This window comes from Celeribacter sp. PS-C1 (genome assembly GCF_019429625.1).
In the GTDB taxonomy this organism is placed as follows: domain Bacteria; phylum Pseudomonadota; class Alphaproteobacteria; order Rhodobacterales; family Rhodobacteraceae; genus Celeribacter.
Window position 1 is genome coordinate 334,566 of sequence record NZ_JAHXRW010000001.1, and the last position, 22,704, is coordinate 357,269.

The window sequence follows — 22,704 nt, forward strand, 5'->3', positions numbered from 1 at the left end:
GAGGACTGAGATGAAAAAATACATGATGGCTGGCGTGGCCGGCATCCTTGCAGGCACGTTGATCTCGACCCAGTTCGCGGGGCCGCTTCTGGCACAAGAGGCGGAGAAATCGTCGAATGTCTATGAGCAGCTCGACCTGTTTGGCGATGTGTTCGAACGCATCCGCGCGCAATATGTCGAAGAGGTCGATGCCGAAGATCTGGTCGAGGCGGCCATTGACGGCATGCTTTCCTCGCTCGATCCGCACTCGTCTTATCTGTCGCCGAAGGACGCTGCGGATATGCGTGTGCAGACCTCCGGTTCCTTCGGCGGTCTTGGCATCGAGGTGACCCAAGAAGAAGGCTTTGTCAAAGTCGTCGCGCCTATGGATGGGACGCCTGCGGATATCGCCGGGATCGAAGCGGGCGATTTCATCACTGGCGTGGATGGTCAAAGCGTTCTGGGCATGACTTTGGATGAAACCGTGGAGTTGATGCGCGGGCCGGTGGGCTCCGAGATCATCATCACCGTGGTGCGCGAAGGCGTCGAAGAGCCGTTTGATGTGTCGATCATCCGCGACACGATTAAACTCACCGCCGTGCGTTCGCGTGTCGAAGATCATGCCATTGTGCTGCGTGTCACCACCTTTAACGACCAGACCTATCCGAACTTGGAAAGCGGTCTGAAAGAGGGGATCGAAGAACTGGGTGGCATCGATAATGTTGACGGCATCATCGTCGATCTGCGCAACAACCCGGGCGGTCTTTTGGATCAGGCGATCAAGGTCTCTGACGCTTTCCTCGATGAGGGCGAGATCGTTTCGACCCGTGGCCGCACGCCGGAAGAAAGCACCCGCGTGAACGCCACCGAGGGCGATCTGGCCGAGGGCAAGCCGATTGTCGTGCTGATCAACGGCGGCTCTGCCTCGGCGTCCGAGATTGTGTCCGGCGCGCTTCAGGATCATCACCGCGCGGTTGTGGTCGGCACCAAATCTTTTGGCAAGGGTTCGGTTCAGACCGTCATGCCCCTGCGTTCTGATGGTGCCATGCGTCTGACCACGGCGCGTTACTATACGCCGTCGGGTCGTTCGATTCAGGCGTTGGGCATTTCGCCTGACATCGTTGTGCAGCAACCGCCGCGCCAGCCTGTCACCGAAGAGACGGAGGACACGCCGACGTTCCGTTCCGAGGCCGATCTGCGCGGTGCGCTGGACAATGACAGCCTGACCGAGGACGAACGTGCCAAGATTGAAGAGGAGCGCGCCGCCGCCGAAGAGGCCGCGAAGCTGCGCGATGAGGACTTCCAACTGGCCTATGCGATCGACCTTTTGAAAGGCCTGTCGAAAATCGGCAACTGATCCCAAATAACAGAGCTTATAAGGGGGCGCATTGAGCGCCCCTTTTACTGAAGGCAAAGAAAACCCATGAGCACAGATTTCTCTACGCTTCCCTATCGCCCCTGCGTGGGCGTCATGCTGTTGAACGACAAAGGCCAGGTCTTTGTCGGCGAGCGCATCGACACGCCGGGAGCCTGGCAAATGCCGCAGGGCGGGATTGATCCGGGCGAGATGCCGCAAGAAGCGGCTCTGCGAGAATTGTGGGAAGAGATCGGGGTGACCGCCGATCAGGTCGAAGTGGTCGCGCAAACTTCGGATTGGCTGACCTATGACTTGCCGGATCACCTTTTGGGCAAGGTCTGGAAGGGCAAATATCGCGGCCAGAAACAGCTGTGGTTTGCGCTTCGTCTCACGGGGCCGGAAACCGCGATCAATATCGAGACCGATCACCCGGAGTTCGGTCAGTGGAAATGGTCGAATTCAGCTGAATTGGTCTCAGATATCGTGCCGTTCAAGCGTGACATCTATGAGGCATTGGTGGCCGAATTCTCCGGCCACCTTGCTTAAAGATTAACGCAGATGTTTCAGCAATTCCTGTGACGGGTAGCCGTCGGGGGTGACCCCGATGGAATTCTGAAATGCGCGGATCGCATTGATCGTGTTCGGGCCGATGATGCCGTCCACTTTGTCGTCGAGAAAACCTCTGCGCGTCAAAATCCGCTGCATCTGTTTCTTTTCCTGGAAGGACAGCGGCTGATACCCGCGGGGCCATGACGCCTGTATGGCAGGTCCGCCCTTGAGCCGATCCGACAGGTGGCCGACCCCGATCACATAGGCATCCGCTTTGTTGTACCGCTCGATCACCGCGAAATTGTCGAAGATCATGAAGGCAGCTCCTGCAGAGCCCGCAGGCAAGAGGATAGAAGCGCGGCCATAGTTCGGCACAGCCCTGCCATCGACCCCAACCACGCCCAAAGCGGCCCAATCAGAGGGGCTGCGCATGTTGTCACGGCGGGCGGAGCTATAGTCGAACCCACGCGGCAAGCGCACTTCGACCCCCCACGGCTGACCTTTGTTCCAACCGTGCCGCGCCAGATAGGCGGCTGTTGAGGCCAGGGCATCCGTCGGGTCGTTTGACCAGATGTCGCGTTTGCCATCGCCATCGCCATCGACGGCAAAGGCCTCGAACGAGGTCGGAATAAATTGGGTGTGGCCCATGGCCCCTGCCCAGCTGCCCTTCATGTTGCGCGGATGGGTGTCGCCCTTTTGAAGGATTTTCAGCGCTGCGATCAATTGTGCTTCAAAGAATTTCCCTCGCCGTCCGTCATAGGCCAGCGTCGCCATCGCTTCGATCACGTTGATGTCGCCACGATGCTCGCCATAGGCGCTTTCAAGACCCCAAATTGCGGCCACGACATGTTTGTCGACGCCATAGTGGCGTTCGATCGCGTCCAATGTGCGGGCATGTTGGCGCATGGCCTTCTGGCCGTTGGACACACGGGTAGGGGAGGCGGCGCTGTCGAGATAATCCCAAATTTGCTTGGTAAACTCGGATTGTTTGCGATCCTTTGCGATCACATCCGCGTTGTATTGAACGCCACGAAACGCCTGGTTGAGCACCGTTTCGGAAATGCCCTCGCGCCGTGCTCGCTGTTTGAAATTCGCGATCCAAGTCTCGAATCCGGCCTGAGATGCCACATTTTGCACCAATTGAGCTCCTGGAAGTTGGGGTGGGGTTTCTATCACTCGCCCCGACGTTTGCGCCGACGTTGAGGAAAGGCCAAGCCCCAGAAAAATACCGGCGGCACCAAGAACAAGAGAACGCATGCTGACTGCTCCATTTTAATTTTATTTCAGGCTAAACTGAATCGGCCTGTAGCTTGAACCGGGCAAATTGCGGGCGGCGAATTTCCGCTGCGATCTTATTTCCTGCGACGCTGAACCTTTTTCTGTATCTTGGCCTTTTTGGCTTTGCTCTTGTTGTATTTACGGGACACTGGCCGGCCTTTGGCGCGACGCGGGCCGCGTGGCAACATGGCGCCATCGACGGACAGAAGTTCTAGCTCCAGCCCGCCGGTCACAGGCACGGCTTCGGCGATCCGGACGGTGACTTTTTGCCCGATAGAAATCACGATGCCTGTGTCAGCGCCCATCAGGGTCTGTTCTTCGGGATCGAAATGGAAAAACTCCGCGCCCATGGTGCGCACAGGGACCAATCCATCGGCGCCTGTTTCATCCAGTTTGACGAAAGCGCCGAATTTCTGAATGCCGGAAATATGCCCGGTCATCTCGTTACCAACGCGTTCGCTCAGATAGGCGGCGAGGTAGCGATCATTCGTGTCGCGTTCCGCCGTCATCGAGCGGCGTTCGGTCTCCGAGATGTGTTTTGCGGTGGATTCGAGCCTTTCGATCTCTTCGGGAGACAGTCCATCCTTACCCCAACCGTGCGCCGAAATCAGCGCGCGGTGCACGATCAGGTCCGCATAGCGCCGGATCGGTGACGTGAAATGCGCGTAGGACCGCAAAGCCAGCCCAAAGTGCCCGTAGTTCTCGGGATGGTAATAGGCCTGTGTCATCGAGCGCAGGGTCGAGATGTTGATCAACTCGTCATGATCGGTGCCTTCGGACTGTGCCAAAAGCTTGTTGAGGTGGGAGGTGTGGATCACCTGTCCCTTGGCCAGCGTAAACCCGGAGGCCTGGGCCACCTCGCGCAGCGCATCCATTTTTTCGTCTGAGGGCTCTTCGTGCACGCGGTACAAAAGCGGGCGGTTGCGGTGGAACAGCTCCTCGGCGGCGGCCACATTGGCCAGCACCATGAACTCTTCGATCAGTTTATGCGCATCATAGCGTTCGGCCAAAGCCACAGAACTCACGCGACCATCTTCGCCCAGCACGATTTTGCGTTCTGGAAGATCCAAATCCAGCGGCTGACGCGCTTTTCGTGCGCGTTTGAGAGCCTCATAGGCCTCGAACAGTGGCGTGATCACCTCGTCCATCAGTGGACCGCAGGCTTCGTTGATCTGACCGTCGCGCGCGGCCTGAACTTCGGCGTAGTTCAGAGAGGCCGCGGATTTCATCAAGCCGCGCAGAAAACGATGCGAGAGTTTTTTGCCATCCGCATCGATTACCATACGCACGGCAAGACAGGCGCGCGGCACGCCCTCGTGAAGCGAACAGAGATCGCCAGATAGGCGATCCGGCAGCATCGGCACGACGCGGTCCGGGAAATAGGTCGAGTTGCCCCGGTTCCAGGCCTCGCGGTCCAGTGCCGATCCGGGCGTCACATAATGAGCCACATCGGCAATGGCGACCCAGAGGATAAAGCCGCCTTCATTCTTGGGGTCAGGGTCGAACTCGGCCCAAACCGCATCATCGTGATCGCGGGCATCCGCCGGGTCGATGGTCACAAGCGGCAGGTCGCGAAGGTCTTCGCGCCCCTTCAAGCCCGCAGGCTTTGCCTTGTCTGCCTCTGCGATAACATCGTCCGGGAAATCATCCGGGATACCATGTTGATGGATCGCGATGAGCGACACGGCCTTGGGCTCAGACGGGTCGCCGAGACGCGTGATGATCCGCGCTTGCGGCAGGCCCATACGGTTTTTGGGACCGGCCTGTTCGGCCTCAACCAACTCTCCGTCTTTGGCGCCGTAATCGTTGCCAGCGCGCACAAGGAAGTCTTTGTCACTGCCTTTATCGATGGGGACAACGCGGCCACCTTCGGCACCTTTGCGGTAAATCCCAAGGATTTTACGTGGATTAGAGCCTATTTTGCGGATCAGGCGCGCGACATATTGATGATCTTCGCCTTTGACTTCCTGAAGTTTGGCAAGGATGCGTTCACCCTCTCCAAGTGCGGGATCACTCTCTCGAAGAGACATCAAGACGCGGGGCTCCGGGCCGTCACCGGCCCACTCCAGCGGTCGCGCGAACAAATCGCCATCGCGATCCGGCGCCAAGACGGAGAGCACGGAGACGGGCGGCAACTTATCGGGGTCGCGATACGTCTTGCGCTGTTTGCGAAGGTGCCCCTCGTCCTCAAGTTCCTTGAGAACGCGTTTCAAATCGATCCGCGCTGCGCCTTTGATGCCGAAAGCCTTGGCAATATCGCGTTTTGCGGTTTGGGTCGGGTTGTCGGAAATCCATTGGAGGATTTCGTCCTTTGTCGGGATCCTGCTCATAGGGTGATTCTACCATGAGCCGATGCGCCTCACCACTGACAAAGCATGCTGTCGCTAGGATTTCATATCCTTGCCTGCCAGCGCGCATAATCCGCGCCGGTATCGATGTCCGAAAGCGTCTCTAACTCGGCCCAATTCAAGGATTTCGCAGAGGCGATGGTATCGGCTTTGGCCCATTGCGTCGACCAACGCACTTTGCCCAGAAAGCCTGCGGGCTGACGCGTGGGATGACGTAGACCGATAAGCCAGTATCCGCCATCCGTCGCGGGACCGATACAGGCGGAATGCGTGCCCAATGACGCGAAGGCGGAAACGATGTGGCTTTTCTCGATGCCGGGTATATCGGAGCCGATGAGGCAGGTCGGACGTGGCCCGATCTGGCGCATGACCCTAGACATTCGCTGGCCAAGGTCGCCGGTCCCTTGTGGAATGCGGGGAAGGTGCCTCGGCCAGAAGGCACTTTGTACCCCCTCCCGATCCGGTGCGACGGCGAGGACAGTATCCCAGCGCGGATCGTTTAGGGTGCGAAGTGTTTTTAAGGCCTGATGTCGATACCACCAGGTTGCACGAATGAGACCCAAATCCCGCGCAAGACGGGTTTTCACCCGACCTGCGCGCGGCTCTTTCACCATGACGATCAGGCAAGGTTTCAAAAGTCTAAGACCATGTCCCGATGCGGGATGCCGCCGTCGAGATATTCCTCGCCGATGACGTGAAACCCGAACCGTTCATAAAACCCGATGGCATGGGTCTGTGCTCCGAGTTTGGCCTGCGTCAGATGAGGGCGTTGTCGAAGGTCTTCGAGGCAGGCCTCGATCAACCGTGCGCCAAGGCCCGTACCGCGTTGCGATTTTTCTACACAAACCCGGCCGATTTTACCGATCTCGCCAAGCTCATAGGTGCGGGCGGTGCCGACGGGCGTCCCTTTTGCATCAGAGGCGAGAAAATGCGTGGAAACAGGATCCAGATCATCGAGTTCGTCCTCCACAGGGACCTTTTGCTCTTCGACGAAGACGGTCATTCTGAGGGCGAGGCAGGCTTGGAAATCGTCAGTCTTGGAGATGGTGATTGTCATGCGAAATAGTCTCTAATCAGGCGGGAATAGACGTTTTTGAGCGCATGGATGTGTTCCACTTCCACATGCTCATCGACTTTATGCATGGTCTTGCCGACCAGTCCGAATTCGACCACCGGACAGTGGTTTTTGACGAAACGCGCATCAGATGTGCCACCGGTTGTGGAAAGAATAGGGGTGACGCCCGTTTCCTTGGCAACGGCGCCCGCGACCAGATCGACGAATGGACCCGGCGGGGTCAAAAAACTTTCACCGGAAATCTGGAAACGCACGTCGATGTCGATGCCGGTGCGTTCAGCGGTGACTTTGGCTTTCGCGCGCATCCAATCACTCAGTGAGGCACCACTGTGCGCATCGTTAAAGCGGATGTTGACCGTCGCTTGGGCCTGAGCGGGCACGACATTGGTCGCGGCGTTGCCGACATCAAAAGTGGTGACTTCTAGGTTGGAGGGATCGAAATGTTCGGTGCCCTGATCGAGGCTATGCGCTGAAAGTTCGGCCATGAGACTTGCCAGAGCAGGCACTGGATTGTTGGTCTGCTGCGGGTAAGCGACGTGCCCCTGTGTGCCGCGGGCGGTGAAATAGCCGGTGATAGACCCCCGTCGTCCGATCTTCATCATCTCACCCATGGTGTTGGGGCAGGTGGGTTCGCCGACAATACAATCGCTCATCACCTCACCCGCCGTGTCCATGTAATCCAAAAGCGCCGTGGTGCCGTCGGTCGCATCGCCTTCTTCGTCACCTGTGATGGTGATAATGATTGCGGTCTCTTTCGGCTGGCTTTGGGTCGCATAATCACAGGCGGCGGCTACGAAAGCGGCGACGCCGGACTTCATATCCGTAGCGCCTCGGCCCCAAAGTTTGCCGTCTTTGATCTCGCCGCCGAAGGGATCACAGGTCCAGGCCGCTTCGTCTCCAATCGGAACCACGTCGGTGTGACCATTAAAGCCAAGAGTCCGAGGTGCGGCCTTATCGCCCCAGCGCGCAAAGAGGTTCGGTGTGCCGTTGCGATCGACCCGAACGCAGTCAAATCCGGCTTCTGTGAGTGTTTTATCAAGCAATTCCAGAGCGCCGCCTTCGATTGGCGTCACGCTTGGGCAGCGGATGAGAGCGGAGGTCAACTCGACGGGATCTAGGGGCATGAGGCGTCCTTTGGGCAGTGTTGCCCTGTAGAGTTACCGAGGCACGCGTCGAGGAGCAATGCGAAGCTTGTGTTGTAGTTGTGACAATCGCCGTTGAACCAACGCGCTCTTAGGATCGATGATTGAAAGCTGCCCAAAGCCTATGCCATATGCGCACAGAGATGAGGAAATTCCATGAAACACGTCCTTCGCGTTTTTGCGACGCTCTTTGTGCTATTTGGTCCGCTGATGGCCCAAGCTCAGGAACACCGGGTCATGACCGTGACGCGTGTCCCGTTTTCTATGGAAATCGATGGGGAACAAACCGGATTCTCCATGGAGCTTTGGGAGGCCTTGGCCGAGGATCTGGGGTGGACCTATACCGTCTCGCGCGTTGACAGTTTCGCCGAGATGCTGGGTGCGATCGAGACAGGTGAGGCCGAGGCCGCCATTGCGAATATCTCGATCACCTCCAACCGCGAGTTGGTGATGGACTTCACGCAACCGATTTTCGAGGCCGGGCTCCAGATCATGACGCGGGCCGATGGTGGAGAGGTGACGATCTGGTCCGCGATTCTGTCGAAGGACATGCTTTTGTACATTGCGGGTGCCTTCGCCCTGTTGTTCGGCGGCGGCATGTTGATGTGGTATTTCGAAAAACATCACCAAGAGTATTTCAATATGCCCGCGCGCAAGGCGATGTTCCCGGCTTTTTGGTGGGCGTTGAACCTCGTCGTGAATGGCGGCTTTGAGGAGCGTCAGCCGCGCTCGCCTCTCGGGCGCGTATTCGGGGTGTTTCTGGTGATTTCGTCCCTGTTTCTGGTCTCCGTTTTTGTTGCGCGCATCACGGCGGTTCTGACGGTGGAGGCGATTCAGTCGAACGTGTCCGGCATTGGTGATCTCTATGGAAAATCCATTGGCACCGTCGCAAATTCTACGGCTGCCGAGTTCCTCCTACGTCGGGATCTCAGTTTCGCGGACTATTCGAATCCGAGGGAGTTGATTGAAGCTTTCGAAGGTGGCGATATCGACGCCGTTGTCTTCGACGCGCCCATTCTGGCCTATTATGTGAACCATGAAGGGCGTGGCGTTGGGCGCATGGTCGGGCCGATTTTCCTGCCGGAAAACTACGGCATCGCTTTGCCGACCAGCTCTCCCTATGCCGATCAGATCAACCACAGCCTGTTGAAGCTTCGCGAGAACGGGACGTATAACACGATTTATCGAAAATGGTTCGGAGCCAAATAGGCTCCGATCCAGCGCAAAAGATACTTTGGTGCCTTAGTGCCGTGTGCCGGTGTCGTCTTCGAAGAACGGCGTCATCTGGGCGACGATCACCGAGTTCTCGTCAAGCGCACGCTGCATCAGCTCTTTTTCCTCATCGGAAATCTCGTGGCCCTCTTCGAGCCGCTCTTCGAGCGTGCCGTAGCCCGTGACATCCAGCGGCGCGACATCGGCCTGCTTCAGGATTGCGACGGTTTCCCGGACGGCTTCGGCCTCGTCCACGCCTGAGGCATAGATCATCAACGCTCCGCCCGTGGCGCCTTTGGGCAGGCCATCGCCCTCCTTGCGGCCGATCTCGACCAGGAGCGTGTAGACTTTTTGGCGGGAGGGTTTGGATGCTTTCGACATGCCTCTCCTTTGCGGAGGGCGCGGGCAAAAGTCAAGCGGGGGCTTTTCATACGGGATTGACGTTATGTTATTACATATCTAAAACTCACCCCCGTCTCTCCACGAAGGAACTTACCTATGTCCGAACGCTTGCCCGTCACTGTCCTTTCCGGCTTTCTCGGCTCCGGGAAAACCACTTTGCTCAATCGCCTCCTGAACAATCGCGCCGGACTGCGTGTGGCGGTGATCGTCAACGATATGTCCGAAGTGAACATCGACGCCGATCTCGTGCGTCAGGGCGGAGCTGATCTGTCGCGGACCGAAGAAACGCTTGTCGAAATGAGCAATGGCTGCATTTGCTGCACTCTGCGCGATGATCTTTTGACCGAGGTGCGTCGGCTCGCCGAAGCGAACAAATACGACTACCTGCTGATCGAATCGACCGGCATCGCGGAGCCGCTGCCTGTCGCCGCGACCTTTGAATTCCGGGATGAACATGGCGAAAGCCTCGATGACATCGCGCGCCTCGACACGATGGTGACGGTGGTCGATACGGTCAACATGCTGAACGACTATTCCAGCCACGATTTTCTCGAAGATCGCGGCGAGGTGGCGGGCGAGGGCGATCAGCGTCGCATCGTCGATCTGCTGGTCGATCAAATCGAATTTGCCGATGTGATCATTCTGAACAAGATCACGGATGCCGGTCCTGACAAGGTTCTCGCCGCGCGCAAGATCGTCGCTGCGTTGAACCCCGACGCCAAGGTGATCGAAGCAGATTTCTCTGAGGTCGCCACCGAGGAGGTTCTCGGCACCGGTCTCTTTGATTTCGACCACGCGCATGAGCATCCGCTTTGGGCCAAGGAGCTTTACGGCTTCGCCAATCACGTTCCGGAAACCGATGAGTACGATGTGACGTCCTTCGTCTATCGTGCGCGCCGTCCCTTTGATCCGACCGCGATTGAGATCGTTCTGAACGGCGATTTGCCAGGGGTGATCCGTGCCAAAGGCCATTTCTGGATGGCCACTCGTCCTGACTGGGCGGCGGAATTTTCCATGGCGGGCGCGCTCAGCACGATTAAGCCTTTGGGCAATTGGTGGGCCGCCGTGCCGGAGAAATATTGGCCCAACCACCCGGAAGGCCGGGCGCAGATTGCCGAGGTTTGGGTCGATGGATTTGGCGACCGCCGCCAAGAGATCGTCTTTATCGGATCGGGAATGGATGAGGCTCTGATCCGCGCGAAACTCGATTCCGCTTTGATCGGCCCCGAGGATCAAATCGACCCCAATCTGGCCCAAACCCTCAAAGATCCCTTCCCGAAATGGGGTCGGGCGGTGGCATGAGTAATCTCAAAACGTCTCTGCGCAAACGCAGGCGGTCGAGCGACCCGATGCGAGAGTTTGACCGCCTGCCGCGCACGTTGCGGATATGGTTGGCCGAGGCTGCTTTGCCTTGGTCGCCACGCTCCGTGCGCAGGCTCTGGTCGAAGGCGTTGCAGCAAAGCGGCGGGTGCGAGACCCGTGCCTTGGCGCATCTCTCGCAGATTGAGGCCAAGCGCCTGACATATGACGCGCCCCGGGTTTGGGGCGCGACCTTTCCGCATATGTAAAGGAAATTTCGGCGCTGCTTACCGCAAGCGCCGGGCCAGCCCGATCAACAGGCTCGCGCCGAAAATTCCGACAATGAGCTGCGGCACCCAGCTGTTTGCGGCATAAATGCCGACGAGCGACAGGATCAGGTTCAGCACAAAGGCGCCCGCGATCCCCAACAGAATATTCGCGAGAATCCCTGTGTCTGCCTTCATGAAGCTGCTGGCAATCCAGCCCGCAAGCCCGCCAACGATGATCGATGCGATAAGTCCAAGTCCCATGGTCCACTCCTTTTCGGTACATCTTTCAACGAAAACGGGCGCCGAAAGGTTCCCCCTTCGACGCCCGTAAATCATGTCACCGAAAATCAGTCGCGCAGTAGCTCGTTGATCCCGGTTTTGGAACGGGTCTTGGCGTCCACACGCTTCACGATCACCGCGCAGTAGAGGTTCACACCGTTCTTCGACGGCATGGTGCCCGCGACGACGACGGAGTACGGCGGCACTTCGCCGTAGAAAACTTCGCCGGTTTCGCGATCAACGATCTTGGTGGACTGACCGAGGAAGACGCCCATACCGAGCACGGTGCCTTCGCGGACGATCACGCCTTCGACCACTTCGGAGCGCGCGCCGATGAAGCAATTGTCTTCGATGATGGTCGGGCCGGCCTGCATCGGTTCAAGCACGCCGCCGATGCCGACGCCACCGGACAGGTGGACGTTCTTGCCGATCTGCGCACAGGAGCCAACGGTGGCCCAGGTGTCGACCATGGTGCCGGTGTCGACGTGTGCGCCGAGGTTCACGAAGGACGGCATCAACACGACGCCCGGCGCGATGTAGGCGGATTTGCGGACCACGGCGTTCGGCACGGCGCGGAACCCGGCTTCTTTGAACTCGGCGGTGCCCCAACCTTTGAACTTGCTGTCGACCTTGTCCCACCAGCCGGAGCCTTGCGGGCCGCCGTCATGCAGTTCCATGTCCTTGATGCGGAAGCCCAGTAGCACGGCTTTCTTGGCCCATTGGTTCACATGCCAGCTACCGTCGTCCTGTTTCTCGGCAACCCGAAGCGTGCCGCTGTCGAGCGCATTGAGAGTGGCTTCAATGGCTTCGCGGGTTTCGCCGCCTGTTGCAGGGGTGATCGTATCGCGCGCGTCCCACGCGGCTTCGATGGCGGCTTCGAGCTGTGCATTCGACATGTTGGTCTCCGAGGTCATCGTGGAATATATGGTCCCGCAGGCTATAGTCGTTCAAACACCTCCGCGCAACGCGCGAGAGAGCACAGGCGACGAGACAAAACGACATAAGGCAGGACAGCAATGACCGAGACGAAACAAACCGACCGCCGCCACCCGTTGCGCGACAGCCGCATCGACCGCGATACGGCGCAACATATCCCGGACACGCCGCAAACCCGCTCGCCATCCTATAAGCTTGCGTTTACCGACGGCGATTTCATGTTTCGGGACGAATTGCGGCCGGTGCGCTTGCAGTTGGAGCTGTTGAAGCCTGAGATTTTGATGGAGGAATTCGGGGTCGAAAGCACCATCGTGCTCTTCGGCGGCGCCCGCATTCCAGCGCCGGACAAAAAAGAAAAGGCGAAGACCAAGACTTTGGCCGAGCTGTCGAAATACTACGATGAGGCGCGCGAATTTTCCCGGATCATGACGGCGCGTAACAACGGGCATAAAGACAACATCATCGTCACCGGCGGTGGACCCGGTGTGATGGAGGCGGGAAATCGAGGCGCGCAGGATGCCGGCGGGATTTCCATCGGCCTCAACATCGTTTTGCCGCATGAGCAGGCGCCGAATGAATATGTCACGCCGGAGTTGTGTTTCAATTTTCATTATTTCGCCATCCGCAAGATGCATTTCCTGATGCGGGCGAAGGCCATCGTGGTGTTCCCCGGCGGCTTTGGCACGCTCGATGAGATGTTCGAAAGCCTGACGTTGATTCAAACGGGGCGGATGCGGCGCGTGCCGTTTCTTTTGTTCGGCAAAGAGTTTTGGCAAAACATCATCAATTGGGAGGCTCTGGCCGAAGCGGGGACGATCGCTCCGACGGATCTCGAACTGTTCAAATTCGTGGAGACGGCTGACGAGGCGGTGCGAGCGATTGATGACTGGCCAAACCAGGGCCCACGTGAGGAGATTGACGGGCGCTCATCTTAAGCTTCTTGCACCTTTGAGGCGGGAGTAGGCGGTTTAAAGGTGCGTTGAGGTGACATCATCTGCTGCATGTAACGATCCAGTGCCATTTCTTGGATGATGGCGCCGATGGTCTGGCCTTCGGTCCTGGCCAAAAGGTGTATCATTTCGACAGTGGTTTTGGGCAGAAGCAGTGTGAGCTTTTCCATTGGTTGCCTCGGATCAGAAGGGAAGGGGCTTTTGCGCCAGATAACGCGTGACGAGATGATGATGCGCGTGGTCGGGAAAGGGTGTGCCAAAGCGTTTCATCAGAGCGGAATAGGGATGGCCAAGTTCGGAGGCCTTGCACAACCGATCGCCCTCAACGGTTTGAAGGATCAAACCGCCGCCCCGTTCTGCAAGTTCATAACCCTTGGCGCGCAGGGTTTCTTGTAGGTCCGTCCAGCTGGTCGCGTAGGCGAAGTCATGAGCCAGATAGGCCTGCAACGCATGGGGTTTGCGGGGGCCTTTGTAGCCAAAAGACCCCTCAAGTGGGCGCACGGCCTCGTCGAGCCTGTCGCGAATGAACGCCCCGATCGGCAGACCTGCAAGGGTCGCCGCCCGCTCGATGCGGGTTCCAAGGTCGTCTTCGAATCTGATTGTTATCCAGTCCATGCCCGAATGATCACTCGGGCATGGTTAAGATGAGGTTACGGCGCCTGAATGCCCGCCTCTGCCTCAATCTGACGGCGCGATTTGCGGGCGCGCTCGGTCGCGGATTTGAGCTGGCCACAGGCCGCCATGATGTCCTCGCCCCGCGGCGTTCGGATCGGAGACGCGTAACCCGCCTGCATCAGGATCGTCGCAAAGGCGCGAATGCGGTTGTTCGACGACCGTTGATAGGGTGCACCGGGCCATTCGTTAAATGGAATGAGGTTCACCTTGGCCGGAATGCCGTCCAGAAGTTTCACAAGACGGTGCGCATCCTCATCCGTGTCGTTCACATCCTTGAGCATCACATATTCAAAGGTGATGCGTTCGGAGTTCGTCGCCTTGGGATATTCGCGCAGTGCCTCCAAGAGCTTCTCGATGTTCCACTTCTTGTTGATCGGCACCAGAACGTCGCGGGTCTCGTCGGTGGTCGCATGGAAGGACACGGCCAGCAGACAACCGATCTCTTGAGCCGTGCGGTGAATTTCCGGAACGACGCCAGAGGTCGACAGCGTGATGCGCCGACGCCCCAAAGCGATGCCTTCGCCATCCATCACGATCTTCATTGCATCGCGGACGTTCTCGAAATTGTACAGAGGCTCGCCCATCCCCATCAGCACGATGTTGGACAACAGCCGCGTCTCATCTTTGGGTGCGCCCTTTTCCGGCCATTCGTCCAGATCGTCTCGCGCCATCATTACCTGGCCGACGATCTCGGCGGCGGTGAGGTTGCGCACCAGTTTCTGCGTGCCGGTGTGACAGAAGGAACATGTCAGGGTGCAGCCCACCTGCGACGATACACAAAGCGTGCCGCGGCCTTCTTCGGGGATGTAGACCACCTCAACCTCATGTCCGCCATCGATGCGGACGAGGTATTTGCGGGTGCCATCCTCTGAGACCTGTTTCGAAACAACCTCCGGCACACGCACTTCGAACTTTTCGGACAGCTCGGCGCGATAGCCCTTGGCAAGGTTGGTCATCTCCGCGAAATCGCGTTCGCCCCATTGGTAGATCCACTGCCAGATCTGGCCAGCGCGCATCTTTGCCTGTTTCTCTGGTGTGCCGTTTTCGATCAACACCTGCCGCAGCGCATCACGCGTCAGCCCGACAAGATTGATCTTGTCAGAGGGCGTTTCCTTGCGCGGAAAGGTCATAACATCCTGCGTGATCGGTGCGCTGGGTTCCATGGCGGGTCTCATCAGTAACGGTGATTAAGCGGCTCCCCTACAGGATTCCCCGCTGGAAAGCCATAAGAAAAGGCCCCGCGACAGCAGGGCCTGACCTCACATCTTCGGCAATGTTTACTTGCCGCAGCGGTTTGCGGCCTCTTCGACAGAGGCGGTAAAGCCCAGAAGCGAGAAGGTGTCTTTAGTGATCGTGCCGCGCGAGGAGTTGCCGGTCAGCGTCGCCGTGGCGCCGCGCTTCATCGCTGCGATGATTTTGGCGTCATCCTCGGGCGTGACGGCCCAAGCGGTCTCGTCGTCCGAGTTGGTGAACAGTGTGAATTCCGAACCGCCGATTTCCATCGTCACGTTGGAGCCCGGCTCGAACGGATAGCCGCCCAGGAAAGACACCTGACCGTTGACGCCATTGCCCGGACCATAGGTCACGAAGAGCAAAATCTCAGAGCGCGTCACCGATTTCGGACGACCCGAACTGTCGGTGTTCAGCGTCTCTTTCGGCACCGAAACCGCCCAGCAGGTCTTGTTCGGCTGGCTTTCTTCATAGACATACCAATCGGTGTTTGAGCCGACCTGATTGGTGCTTTCCTGCGCGAATGCCGGACCTGCTAGACCCAGCAGGGTCGTTGCGAACAGGGTCTGTTTCACGAAAAATCTCATTGAACTCTCGCTGCCTCTCAACTTTCGGTCGATTGCGACCATTTCAGGCCTGTCTTGACCACATCTTCCGCTGTCTATAGCCGCGGTTTCGAGAAGGGGTCAGGCCAAATTCCATCATCTGCGGGCACAGTAACGCAATTCCGCCGATTTGGGAAAGACCCTTGGCAGAAATTCGCTGAAACGTGAAAAGCCGTCAAAACCAATGCGATTGTGCGGGTTTTCTTTGTTGCCGAAAATACTCAGAACCACTCGGAAATGAGTTTGAGCGCCAGGGCCGTTGAGGCGATCACCAACACGGGTTTGATCAGCTTTGCCCCGACTTTCGTGGCGAGTGTGGACCCCACATAGGCGCCTGCGATCTGGGCCACGCCCATGGCAAGGCCGAGCATCCACAAAGGCTTGGCCACAAGTACAAATCCCGCCAGCCCGCCGATGTTCGAGGCGAAGTTCAAAAGTTTCGTGTGAGCCGTGGCCTTGAGGATTCCGTAGCCCGCAAGGCTGACGAAACCCAACATGAAAAACGCACCCGTACCCGGCCCGACAAGCCCATCATAAAACCCGATGAACGGCACGAAGGTAGAGGCAAACAAAAGAGGTGTGATGCGCTGGGTCCGGTCCATATCGTTGAGGCCGGGTTTGAAGGCAAAGAACAGCGCGATGGCAATCAAAAGGACGGGCAGGCCGAGGCGGATCACATCGGTAGGGAGCGAGCTTGCCAAAAGTGCGCCGAGCATTGCGCCCGCGAAGGACAGCGCCGCGGGGCCGGTCTGTTTGCGCAGATCGACGTGCCCGGCGCGCGCGTAATTGATCGCGGCCATGCCAGCGCCAAAGAGGCCTTGGACTTTGTTCGTCGCCAGCGCCTGAACCGGCGGAATGCCCGCGAGCATGAGGACAGGCACGGTGATCAAGCCACCGCCGCCTGCGATGCTGTCAACAAAACCGGCGATGAACCCGGCCGCCATGAGGATCAGCAGGAGATCGAGCGAGACCTCAAACACAGTAAAATCAAACACTGGCGAAATCGGACCGCGCGTAGCCCTGAACGAACAGGAGCGCAGAAAGATCGCCGTGATTGATCCGAATCTCACATTCGGCAGCGACAGAAGGTTTGGCATGAAGCGCCACACCCGCGCCCGCCAGTTTCAGCATGCCAAGGTCATTCGCGCCGTCACCTACGGCCATCACATCCGAGTGCGTCAAACCGAGCCGCGCGGTGATCTCTTCGAGCGCGGCGACCTTGGCCTCACGTCCGAGGATCGGCAGGCCCGGTTTGCCGACCAGCTCACCATTCTCGACTAGCAAGGTGTTGGCGCGGTTCTCGTCGAACCCAAGCGCCTCTGCGACATAGCCGGTGAAGGCCGTAAAGCCGCCAGACACCAGCGCGCAATAGGCGCCGTCACGCTTCATGGTGGCGAGTAGCTCCTTGCCGCCGGGCATGAAGGTGATGCGTTCGTCGATGACCTTTTGAATGACGCTTTCTGGCAGACCTTTCAAAAGCCCGACGCGTTCGGTCAGTGCGCCTTCGAAATCCAGCTCGCCGTTCATCGCCTTCGCGGTGATCTCCTTGACCCGCTCACCGACACCTGCGACATCCGCCAGCTCGTCGATGCATTCTTGCTGGATCATGGTCGAATCCATATCGGCCAAGAGCATCTTTTTGCGGCGCCCCTCGGTCGGCACGACGATCAGATCGATGCCCTGCGTTTGCAGACCTTCCCAGACATCCCAGTGATTCGACGGCACAGAGGCCACGCTGAACTCCGCGGCCTCGCCAAGCGACAGCCATTTGAGATCGCCACCACCCCAAGCCGAACGAAGCGCGTCGGCGGTGGTCAGATTGAGTGCCGGTGCGGCGGGGTTGGTGAGAAGGATACAGGTGAACATGGGAGGCCTCCGTTTGTCGCCTGTCTACGCAATGAAATGCCGGGTTTCCAGCGCTATGAGGCCCTGTCGTGATGGTTTTCCGAGGCGAGGCCGAAGTTTCCAATCGGAAACGATCCAGCGCATATGCGACGTATGTCGGATAAAAATGCGACAGATTTTTGCGAATCCATATTGCTGAGCGCTCAGAAAGCCACTAATTCGATCCGCGGGACACCTCTCCCCAACGAGAGGCATTTATCTGGAAGGATAGCATTATGGCTACCAAGCACCCGCAGGCGCGCCCTGCGAATCCGCGTTTTTCGTCCGGCCCTTGCGCCAAAATCCCCACATTCTCTCTTGATCTGCTGGCTGACGCGCCTCTGGGCCGTTCGCACCGTGCCAAAGTTGGCAAGGAAAAGCTGAACGCCGCGATCGAGACGACCCGCGACATTCTTGGCATCCCTGCCGATTACAAAATCGGTATCGTGCCCGCTTCCGACACCGGCGCCGTTGAAATGGCCATGTGGTCCCTTCTGGGGGCTCGTAAGGCCACGATGGTTGCCTGGGAATCCTTCGGTGCTGGCTGGGTCACCGACGTTGTCAAACAGCTCAAGATCGACGCTGATGTGAAAACCGCTGACTACGGTCAGATCGTCGATTTCGCTGACATTGATTTCAACACCGATGTGGTCTTCACTTGGAACGGCACCACCTCCGGCGTGCGCGTGGCCAATGGCGATGCGATCCCGGCCGACCGCGAAGGTCTGACCATCTGTGACGCGACCTCTGCGGCCTTCGCGATGGACCTGCCTTGGGACAAGCTCGATGTCACCACCTTCTCCTGGCAGAAGGTGATGGGCGGCGAAGCGGCTCATGGCATCATCGTGCTCTCCCCGCGCGCCGTTGAGCGTCTGGAAAGCTACACGCCCGCATGGCCGCTGCCGAAAATCTTCCGCATGACCAAAGGCGGCAAGCTGATCGAAGGCATCTTCAAAGGTGAAACGATCAACACGCCCTCGATGCTTGCGGTCGAGGATTATCTTGTGGCGCTTGAGTGGGCGCAAAAGATCGGCGGCCTGCCGAAACTGATCGAACGTTCGACCACCAATGCGAAAGTGCTTTGGGATTTCTGTGATCGTCATGACTGGATCGCCAACCTCGCCGAAGATGAGGCCACGCGGTCGAACACCTCTGTGTGTCTGAAGTTCACCGATGACCGCATCAAGGACGGTGCAGCCTTCGCGAAAGCCGTGGCCAAGAAGCTCGAAGATTACAACGTCGCTTATGACGTTGGTGCCTACCGCGATGCTCCTGCCGGTCTGCGGGTTTGGTGTGGTGCGACAATCGAAGCCGCTGATGTCGAGGCGCTGACGCTTTGGCTCAAGTGGGCCTTCGAAGAGTGCATCGCTGAGCAATAATACCGCGCATTAGGCGCTTATGGACTTCAACGGGCGGCGGCCTGCCGCCCGGTTTTCCCACAGAATTCTCATATGACAGGAGCCTGAAAATCATGGCACCCAAAGTTCTCGTCTCCGACAAACTCTCGGAAACTGCCGTTCAAATCTTTCGCGACCGTGGCATCGACGTCGATTTCCTGCCCGATCTCGGCAAGGACAAAGACAAACTCGCCGAGGTGATCGGCAAATATGACGGTCTCGCAATCCGTTCCGCGACCAAAGTCACCGCAGCCCTTCTGGAGCATGCTGACAACCTGAAAGTCGTGGGTCGCGCTGGTATCGGCACCGACAACGTCGACAAGGAAGCCGCGTCGAAAAAAGGTGTGATCGTCATGAACACGCCGTTCGGCAACATGATCACCACTGCCGAGCACGCCATTGCGATGATGTTCGCGGTTGCCCGTCAAATCCCCGAAGCCTCCGCCTCCACCCACGCGGGCAAATGGGAGAAATCCAAGTTCATGGGGGTCGAGCTGACCGCCAAGACCCTCGGCGTGATCGGTGCGGGCAACATCGGTGGCATCGTCTGTAACCGTGCGCTGGGCCTGAAGATGAAAGTGGTCGCCTACGATCCCTTCCTCTCCGAGGAGCGTGCCACCGAGATCGGTGTGGAGAAAGTCGAGCTTGACGAGCTTCTGCGCCGCGCTGACTTCATCACCCTGCACGTGCCGCTGACCGACAGCACCCGCAACATCCTCTCGAAAGAAAACCTCGAGAAGACCAAGAAAGGTGTGCGGATCATCAACTGTGCCCGTGGTGGCCTCGTCGATGAGGAAGCTCTCGCAGAGCTGTTGAAATCCGGTCATGTTGCGGGCGCCGCTTTCGACGTTTTCGCCGAAGAGCCCGCCAAAGAGAACGTGCTCTTTAACCTCCCGAACGTGGTCTGCACTCCGCACCTGGGCGCCTCCACCACGGAAGCTCAGGAAAACGTGGCGCTGCAAGTGGCCGAGCAAATGTCCAACTATCTCTTGGACGGTGCTGTCGAAAACGCGCTCAACATGCCGTCGATGACCGCCGAAGAAGCCAAGGTCATGGGCCCGTGGGTTCAACTGGCCGAAAACCTCGGCGCCTTCATCGGTCAGGTCACCGAAGAAGCCATCGAAGACATCAAGATCACCTTTGACGGTGTCGCCTCTGAGATGAACCTCAAGGCGCTGGAATGTGCCGTTCTTGCAGGGATCATGCAGGCGGTGAACCCGGACGTGAACATGGTGTCCGCGCCGCTGATCGCGAAAGACCGTGGCATCCAGATCTCGAAAACCACGCAGGACGCGTCCGGCGTGTTTGACGGCTACATCAAGCTCGACATCCAGACCGTCGAGAAATACCGCACCATCGCGGGCACGGTGTTCTCCGATGGCAAGCCGCGTTTCATCCAGATCAAGGGCATCACCATCGACGCCGAAGTGGGTGAGCATATGCTTTACACTACGAACAAGGACGTCCCCGGCGTTCTGGGCAAACTCGGCACCCTGTTGGCTGAGCATGACGAGAACATCGCAAACTTTACCCTGGGCCGTGCCGAAGCGGGTGGAGACGCGATTGCCATGACCTTCCTTGATACGCCGATCAAGCCGGAAACCGTCAAGGCGCTCAAGGACTCCGGGCTGTTCCAGCGGGTCAATCCGCTGCACTTCAAGGCCTGATATTCGGGTGACTAAGCGCCCTCGGGCGCGCGTCTGATCGCACAGGCGTCTTTGACAAAATTATCAGAAGGGCCGCTGGACAAATCAGCGGCCCTTCGTCTTTTTATGCCCTACCGCAGCGTCAAGACGCTATTGTACCCAGAGAAAGACACGGGGCCGAGGCCCCTTTAGGGAGAAAAGACCCCATGAGAACGAAAGCCGCTGTGGCCCTTGAGGCCGGGAAACCCCTTGAAATCATGGAAGTAAACCTCGAAGGCCCGAAAAAGGGCGAGGTTCTTATCGAGGTGAAGGCCACCGGTCTTTGCCACACCGACGAATTCACCCGTTCGGGCGCTGATCCGGAGGGACTCTTCCCCTGTATCCTCGGCCACGAGGGCGCAGGTGTCGTTTTGGAGGTTGGCGAAGGCGTCACCACGCTGAAACCGGGCGACCACGTGATCCCGCTTTACACGCCGGAATGCCGTGAATGTCCGTCCTGCCTGTCCGGCAAAACGAACCTCTGCACCGCGATCCGCAACACCCAAGGTCAGGGCCTGATGCCCGATGGCACCACGCGCTTTTCCATGCTCGATGGCACGCCGATCTACCACTATATGGGTTGCTCGACCTTCGCGAACCACACCGTCATGCCGGAGATCGCTTTGGCTAAGGTGCGTGAAGACGCCCCCTTCGACAAAATCTGCTACATCGGTTGTGGCGTGACCACCGGCATCGGCGCTGTGATCAACACGGCTGGCGTTGAGATCGGGTCCACCGCCGCTGTGTTCGGTCTGGGCGGCATCGGCCTCAACGTGATCCAGGGCCTGCGCATGGCAGGTGCCGACATGATCATCGGTGTGGACCTGAACGACGACAAAGCTGAAATGGCGAAGAAATTCGGCATGACGCATTTCGTCAACCCGTCGAAAATCGAAGGCACCGTGGTTGAAGAGATCGTGAACCTCACCAAACGCGGTGCGGATCAGATCGGTGGCGTGGATTACTCATTCGATGCGACTGGCAACGTCAAAGTCATGCGTGACGCTCTGGAATGTTCGCACCGTGGTTGGGGCGTGTCCGTTGTGATCGGCGTGGCTCCGGCTGGCGCCGAGATTTCCACCCGTCCGTTCCAGTTGGTGACCGGCCGTGTTTGGAAAGGCACCGCTTTCGGTGGCGCCAAAGGTCGCACCGATGTGCCGAAATTCGTCGATTGGTACATGGACGGCAAGATCGAGATCGACCCGATGATCACCCACAAACTCAGCCTCGAAGAGATCAACCACGGGTTCGATCTCATGCATGAGGGCAAATCCATCCGCGCTGTCGTGGAATTCTGAGGGGAACTGTGATGCAGGTCAAATCCACCAACCGAAGCCATGGCGGCACTCAGGGTGTCTACACCCACAGCTCGACGGCGACCGGAACCGAGATGGAGTTTTCCGTCTTCGTGCCGGATCATGCCGAGGGCGAGGTGCTTCCCGTGGTGTTCTATCTCTCGGGTCTGACGTGCACACAGGCCAACGTCACTGAAAAAGGCGAGTTCCGCGCAGCATGCGCGGAGCTTGGTCTCATCCTTGTCGCACCTGACACATCGCCCCGTGGCGAAGGCGTGCCGGACGACGCGGAAGGTGCCTATGATTTCGGTCTGGGCGCCGGGTTCTACGTGAACGCCACCGAAGAACCTTTCGCGAAAAACTACCGGATGCGTGAGTATATCGAAACGGAACTGCCTGCGCTCATCGGCGCGGAATTCCCGGCGGATATGTCGCGCGTGTCCATCATGGGGCATTCGATGGGTGGCCATGGCGCGCTGACCATCGCGCTCAGAAATCCTGAAAAATACAAATCCGTTTCGGCCTTCTCCCCGATCGTCAGTCCGCTGAATTGCCCTTGGGGGGAAAAGGCGCTGACCGGCTATATCGGTGCCGACAAATCGAGCTGGCGGGAATACGACGCTTGTGCGTTGATCGAGGATGGCGCGCGTGTGCCGGAGATTCTTGTCGATCAGGGCACGGCGGATAATTTCCTCGAAGGTCAGCTCAAGCCGGAGCTTTTGACACAGGTTTGTGAAAAAACCGGCCAGCCCCTAACACTTCGGATGCAAGAGGGCTATGACCATAGCTATTACTTCATCTCCACCTTCATGCGCGACCACCTCGAATGGCATGCGATCCGCATGAAATCCTAACAGG

Annotated in this window: 24 protein-coding genes; 10 read left to right on the forward strand and 14 right to left on the reverse strand. The window is 58.3% G+C overall.

Annotated elements, in window-relative coordinates:
- Positions 1-10 precede the first annotated feature (10 nt).
- Both J5Y17_RS01660 and J5Y17_RS01665 read left to right on the forward strand, forming a co-directional pair.
- Complete coding sequence (locus J5Y17_RS01660) at positions 11-1,336, forward strand: S41 family peptidase (RefSeq protein ID WP_219783456.1); 1,326 nt, start codon at positions 11-13, stop codon at positions 1,334-1,336.
- 66 nt (positions 1,337-1,402) lie between these two features.
- Positions 1,403-1,882, forward strand: coding sequence for an RNA pyrophosphohydrolase (locus tag J5Y17_RS01665; protein ID WP_219783457.1), 480 nt, complete (start codon positions 1,403-1,405; stop codon positions 1,880-1,882).
- A 3-nt stretch (positions 1,883-1,885) separates the two neighbouring features.
- Here the strand turns inward: J5Y17_RS01665 and J5Y17_RS01670 are convergent, their stop codons facing one another.
- From J5Y17_RS01670 to dapE, 5 genes are all read right to left on the reverse strand, one after another.
- Positions 1,886-3,142 carry a lytic murein transglycosylase gene (locus J5Y17_RS01670; protein ID WP_219783458.1) on the reverse strand — a complete coding sequence of 419 codons (1,257 nt, stop codon included), beginning with the start codon at positions 3,140-3,142 and terminating at the stop codon, positions 1,886-1,888.
- Positions 3,143-3,237: 95 nt separating this feature from the next.
- Positions 3,238-5,493, reverse strand: coding sequence for a ribonuclease R (gene rnr, locus J5Y17_RS01675; protein ID WP_219783459.1), 2,256 nt, complete (start codon positions 5,491-5,493; stop codon positions 3,238-3,240).
- Positions 5,494-5,555: 62 nt separating this feature from the next.
- Positions 5,556-6,125, reverse strand: coding sequence for a TIGR04282 family arsenosugar biosynthesis glycosyltransferase (locus tag J5Y17_RS01680; RefSeq protein WP_219783641.1), 570 nt, complete (start codon positions 6,123-6,125; stop codon positions 5,556-5,558).
- 17 nt (positions 6,126-6,142) lie between these two features.
- Entirely contained in the window at positions 6,143-6,568 is a 426-nt protein-coding gene (locus tag J5Y17_RS01685; RefSeq protein WP_219783460.1) for a GNAT family N-acetyltransferase, read from the reverse strand.
- Entirely contained in the window at positions 6,565-7,710 is a 1,146-nt protein-coding gene (gene dapE, locus J5Y17_RS01690) for a succinyl-diaminopimelate desuccinylase (RefSeq protein WP_219783461.1), read from the reverse strand. The genes J5Y17_RS01685 and dapE overlap by 4 nt, the downstream gene beginning before the upstream one ends.
- Positions 7,711-7,884: 174 nt before the next feature.
- On the opposite strand from dapE, the gene J5Y17_RS01695 reads away from it, so the two are divergent.
- Positions 7,885-8,937 (forward strand): transporter substrate-binding domain-containing protein, encoded by a 1,053-nt coding sequence (locus tag J5Y17_RS01695; protein ID WP_219783462.1) that lies wholly within the window; start codon positions 7,885-7,887, stop codon positions 8,935-8,937.
- Between the two features lie 33 nt (positions 8,938-8,970).
- Here J5Y17_RS01695 and J5Y17_RS01700 read toward each other — a convergent pair whose 3' ends face one another.
- A complete protein-coding gene (locus J5Y17_RS01700) occupies positions 8,971-9,321 on the reverse strand; it encodes a hypothetical protein (protein ID WP_167601017.1) in 351 nt (116 codons plus the stop codon).
- Between the two features lie 117 nt (positions 9,322-9,438).
- Here J5Y17_RS01700 and J5Y17_RS01705 point away from each other — a divergent pair, with 117 nt between their 5' ends.
- A complete protein-coding gene (locus tag J5Y17_RS01705; protein ID WP_219783463.1) occupies positions 9,439-10,644 on the forward strand; it encodes a GTP-binding protein in 1,206 nt (401 codons plus the stop codon).
- Entirely contained in the window at positions 10,641-10,910 is a 270-nt protein-coding gene (locus J5Y17_RS01710) for a DUF6525 family protein (protein WP_219783464.1), read from the forward strand. The genes J5Y17_RS01705 and J5Y17_RS01710 overlap by 4 nt, the downstream gene beginning before the upstream one ends.
- Before the next feature lie 18 nt (positions 10,911-10,928).
- On the opposite strand, the gene J5Y17_RS01715 is transcribed toward J5Y17_RS01710, so the two are convergent.
- Both J5Y17_RS01715 and dapD read right to left on the reverse strand, forming a co-directional pair.
- Positions 10,929-11,171 (reverse strand): GlsB/YeaQ/YmgE family stress response membrane protein, encoded by a 243-nt coding sequence (locus J5Y17_RS01715; protein WP_219783465.1) that lies wholly within the window; start codon positions 11,169-11,171, stop codon positions 10,929-10,931.
- Positions 11,172-11,257: 86 nt separating this feature from the next.
- Positions 11,258-12,085: a 2,3,4,5-tetrahydropyridine-2,6-dicarboxylate N-succinyltransferase gene (dapD, locus tag J5Y17_RS01720; RefSeq protein ID WP_219783466.1), complete on the reverse strand. Its 828-nt coding sequence runs from the start codon at positions 12,083-12,085 to the stop codon at positions 11,258-11,260.
- Between the two features lie 120 nt (positions 12,086-12,205).
- Between dapD and J5Y17_RS01725 the strand changes: the two genes are divergently transcribed.
- Positions 12,206-13,060 (forward strand): TIGR00730 family Rossman fold protein, encoded by an 855-nt coding sequence (locus tag J5Y17_RS01725; protein ID WP_219783467.1) that lies wholly within the window; start codon positions 12,206-12,208, stop codon positions 13,058-13,060.
- Here the strand turns inward: J5Y17_RS01725 and J5Y17_RS01730 are convergent.
- The 6 genes from J5Y17_RS01730 to serB all read right to left on the reverse strand — a co-directional run bounded on the left by J5Y17_RS01730 (position 13,057) and on the right by serB (position 17,451).
- Positions 13,057-13,245 (reverse strand): hypothetical protein, encoded by a 189-nt coding sequence (locus tag J5Y17_RS01730; RefSeq protein WP_219783468.1) that lies wholly within the window; start codon positions 13,243-13,245, stop codon positions 13,057-13,059. The genes J5Y17_RS01725 and J5Y17_RS01730 overlap by 4 nt on opposite strands.
- A gap of 13 nt (positions 13,246-13,258) precedes the next feature.
- Positions 13,259-13,690, reverse strand: a complete 432-nt coding sequence (locus tag J5Y17_RS01735) for a hypothetical protein (protein ID WP_219783469.1) — start codon at positions 13,688-13,690, stop codon at positions 13,259-13,261.
- Positions 13,691-13,725: 35 nt separating this feature from the next.
- Positions 13,726-14,913: a 23S rRNA (adenine(2503)-C(2))-methyltransferase RlmN gene (rlmN, locus tag J5Y17_RS01740; RefSeq protein WP_219783470.1), complete on the reverse strand. Its 1,188-nt coding sequence runs from the start codon at positions 14,911-14,913 to the stop codon at positions 13,726-13,728.
- A gap of 114 nt (positions 14,914-15,027) precedes the next feature.
- Positions 15,028-15,567 (reverse strand): invasion associated locus B family protein, encoded by a 540-nt coding sequence (locus tag J5Y17_RS01745; protein WP_219783471.1) that lies wholly within the window; start codon positions 15,565-15,567, stop codon positions 15,028-15,030.
- A 239-nt stretch (positions 15,568-15,806) separates the two neighbouring features.
- The gene (locus tag J5Y17_RS01750; protein ID WP_219783642.1) at positions 15,807-16,565 is read right to left on the reverse strand and encodes a TSUP family transporter; all 759 of its coding nucleotides are present in this window, start codon (positions 16,563-16,565) and stop codon (positions 15,807-15,809) included.
- Positions 16,566-16,572: 7 nt separating this feature from the next.
- A complete protein-coding gene (gene serB / locus J5Y17_RS01755; RefSeq protein WP_219783472.1) occupies positions 16,573-17,451 on the reverse strand; it encodes a phosphoserine phosphatase SerB in 879 nt (292 codons plus the stop codon).
- A 254-nt stretch (positions 17,452-17,705) separates the two neighbouring features.
- Here serB and J5Y17_RS01760 point away from each other — a divergent pair, with 254 nt between their 5' ends.
- The 4 genes from J5Y17_RS01760 (at position 17,706) to fghA (ending at position 22,700) form a co-directional block, all read left to right on the forward strand.
- Complete coding sequence (locus J5Y17_RS01760) at positions 17,706-18,848, forward strand: phosphoserine transaminase (protein WP_219783473.1); 1,143 nt, start codon at positions 17,706-17,708, stop codon at positions 18,846-18,848.
- Positions 18,849-18,940: 92 nt separating this feature from the next.
- Positions 18,941-20,533 (forward strand): phosphoglycerate dehydrogenase, encoded by a 1,593-nt coding sequence (gene serA / locus J5Y17_RS01765; protein ID WP_219783474.1) that lies wholly within the window; start codon positions 18,941-18,943, stop codon positions 20,531-20,533.
- Between the two features lie 185 nt (positions 20,534-20,718).
- Positions 20,719-21,849 carry an S-(hydroxymethyl)glutathione dehydrogenase/class III alcohol dehydrogenase gene (locus J5Y17_RS01770; protein ID WP_219783475.1) on the forward strand — a complete coding sequence of 377 codons (1,131 nt, stop codon included), beginning with the start codon at positions 20,719-20,721 and terminating at the stop codon, positions 21,847-21,849.
- 11 nt (positions 21,850-21,860) lie between these two features.
- Positions 21,861-22,700, forward strand: coding sequence for an S-formylglutathione hydrolase (gene fghA, locus J5Y17_RS01775; RefSeq protein WP_219783476.1), 840 nt, complete (start codon positions 21,861-21,863; stop codon positions 22,698-22,700).
- Positions 22,701-22,704: the final 4 nt, after the last annotated feature.

What these genes read in the sequence shown, in the direction of transcription:
- rnr (WP_219783459.1), bottom strand. Translation starts at nt 5,493, where the DNA reads ATGAGCAGGATCCCGACAAAGGACGAAATCCTCCAATGGATTTCCGAC.
- serB (WP_219783472.1), bottom strand. Translation starts at nt 17,451, where the DNA reads ATGTTCACCTGTATCCTTCTCACCAACCCCGCCGCACCGGCACTCAAT.
- J5Y17_RS01670 (WP_219783458.1), bottom strand. Translation starts at nt 3,142, where the DNA reads ATGCGTTCTCTTGTTCTTGGTGCCGCCGGTATTTTTCTGGGGCTTGGC.
- J5Y17_RS01760 (WP_219783473.1), top strand. Translation starts at nt 17,706, where the DNA reads ATGGCTACCAAGCACCCGCAGGCGCGCCCTGCGAATCCGCGTTTTTCG.
- J5Y17_RS01665 (WP_219783457.1), top strand. Translation starts at nt 1,403, where the DNA reads ATGAGCACAGATTTCTCTACGCTTCCCTATCGCCCCTGCGTGGGCGTC.
- J5Y17_RS01695 (WP_219783462.1), top strand. Translation starts at nt 7,885, where the DNA reads ATGAAACACGTCCTTCGCGTTTTTGCGACGCTCTTTGTGCTATTTGGT.
- J5Y17_RS01745 (WP_219783471.1), bottom strand. Translation starts at nt 15,567, where the DNA reads ATGAGATTTTTCGTGAAACAGACCCTGTTCGCAACGACCCTGCTGGGT.
- J5Y17_RS01660 (WP_219783456.1), top strand. Translation starts at nt 11, where the DNA reads ATGAAAAAATACATGATGGCTGGCGTGGCCGGCATCCTTGCAGGCACG.
- J5Y17_RS01685 (WP_219783460.1), bottom strand. Translation starts at nt 6,568, where the DNA reads ATGACAATCACCATCTCCAAGACTGACGATTTCCAAGCCTGCCTCGCC.
- J5Y17_RS01710 (WP_219783464.1), top strand. Translation starts at nt 10,641, where the DNA reads ATGAGTAATCTCAAAACGTCTCTGCGCAAACGCAGGCGGTCGAGCGAC.
- dapD (WP_219783466.1), bottom strand. Translation starts at nt 12,085, where the DNA reads ATGTCGAATGCACAGCTCGAAGCCGCCATCGAAGCCGCGTGGGACGCG.
- fghA (WP_219783476.1), top strand. Translation starts at nt 21,861, where the DNA reads ATGCAGGTCAAATCCACCAACCGAAGCCATGGCGGCACTCAGGGTGTC.
- J5Y17_RS01715 (WP_219783465.1), bottom strand. Translation starts at nt 11,171, where the DNA reads ATGGGACTTGGACTTATCGCATCGATCATCGTTGGCGGGCTTGCGGGC.
- serA (WP_219783474.1), top strand. Translation starts at nt 18,941, where the DNA reads ATGGCACCCAAAGTTCTCGTCTCCGACAAACTCTCGGAAACTGCCGTT.
- dapE (WP_219783461.1), bottom strand. Translation starts at nt 7,710, where the DNA reads ATGCCCCTAGATCCCGTCGAGTTGACCTCCGCTCTCATCCGCTGCCCA.
- J5Y17_RS01700 (WP_167601017.1), bottom strand. Translation starts at nt 9,321, where the DNA reads ATGTCGAAAGCATCCAAACCCTCCCGCCAAAAAGTCTACACGCTCCTG.
- J5Y17_RS01705 (WP_219783463.1), top strand. Translation starts at nt 9,439, where the DNA reads ATGTCCGAACGCTTGCCCGTCACTGTCCTTTCCGGCTTTCTCGGCTCC.
- J5Y17_RS01725 (WP_219783467.1), top strand. Translation starts at nt 12,206, where the DNA reads ATGACCGAGACGAAACAAACCGACCGCCGCCACCCGTTGCGCGACAGC.
- rlmN (WP_219783470.1), bottom strand. Translation starts at nt 14,913, where the DNA reads ATGGAACCCAGCGCACCGATCACGCAGGATGTTATGACCTTTCCGCGC.
- J5Y17_RS01735 (WP_219783469.1), bottom strand. Translation starts at nt 13,690, where the DNA reads ATGGACTGGATAACAATCAGATTCGAAGACGACCTTGGAACCCGCATC.
- J5Y17_RS01680 (WP_219783641.1), bottom strand. Translation starts at nt 6,125, where the DNA reads ATGGTGAAAGAGCCGCGCGCAGGTCGGGTGAAAACCCGTCTTGCGCGG.
- J5Y17_RS01730 (WP_219783468.1), bottom strand. Translation starts at nt 13,245, where the DNA reads ATGGAAAAGCTCACACTGCTTCTGCCCAAAACCACTGTCGAAATGATA.
- J5Y17_RS01770 (WP_219783475.1), top strand. Translation starts at nt 20,719, where the DNA reads ATGAGAACGAAAGCCGCTGTGGCCCTTGAGGCCGGGAAACCCCTTGAA.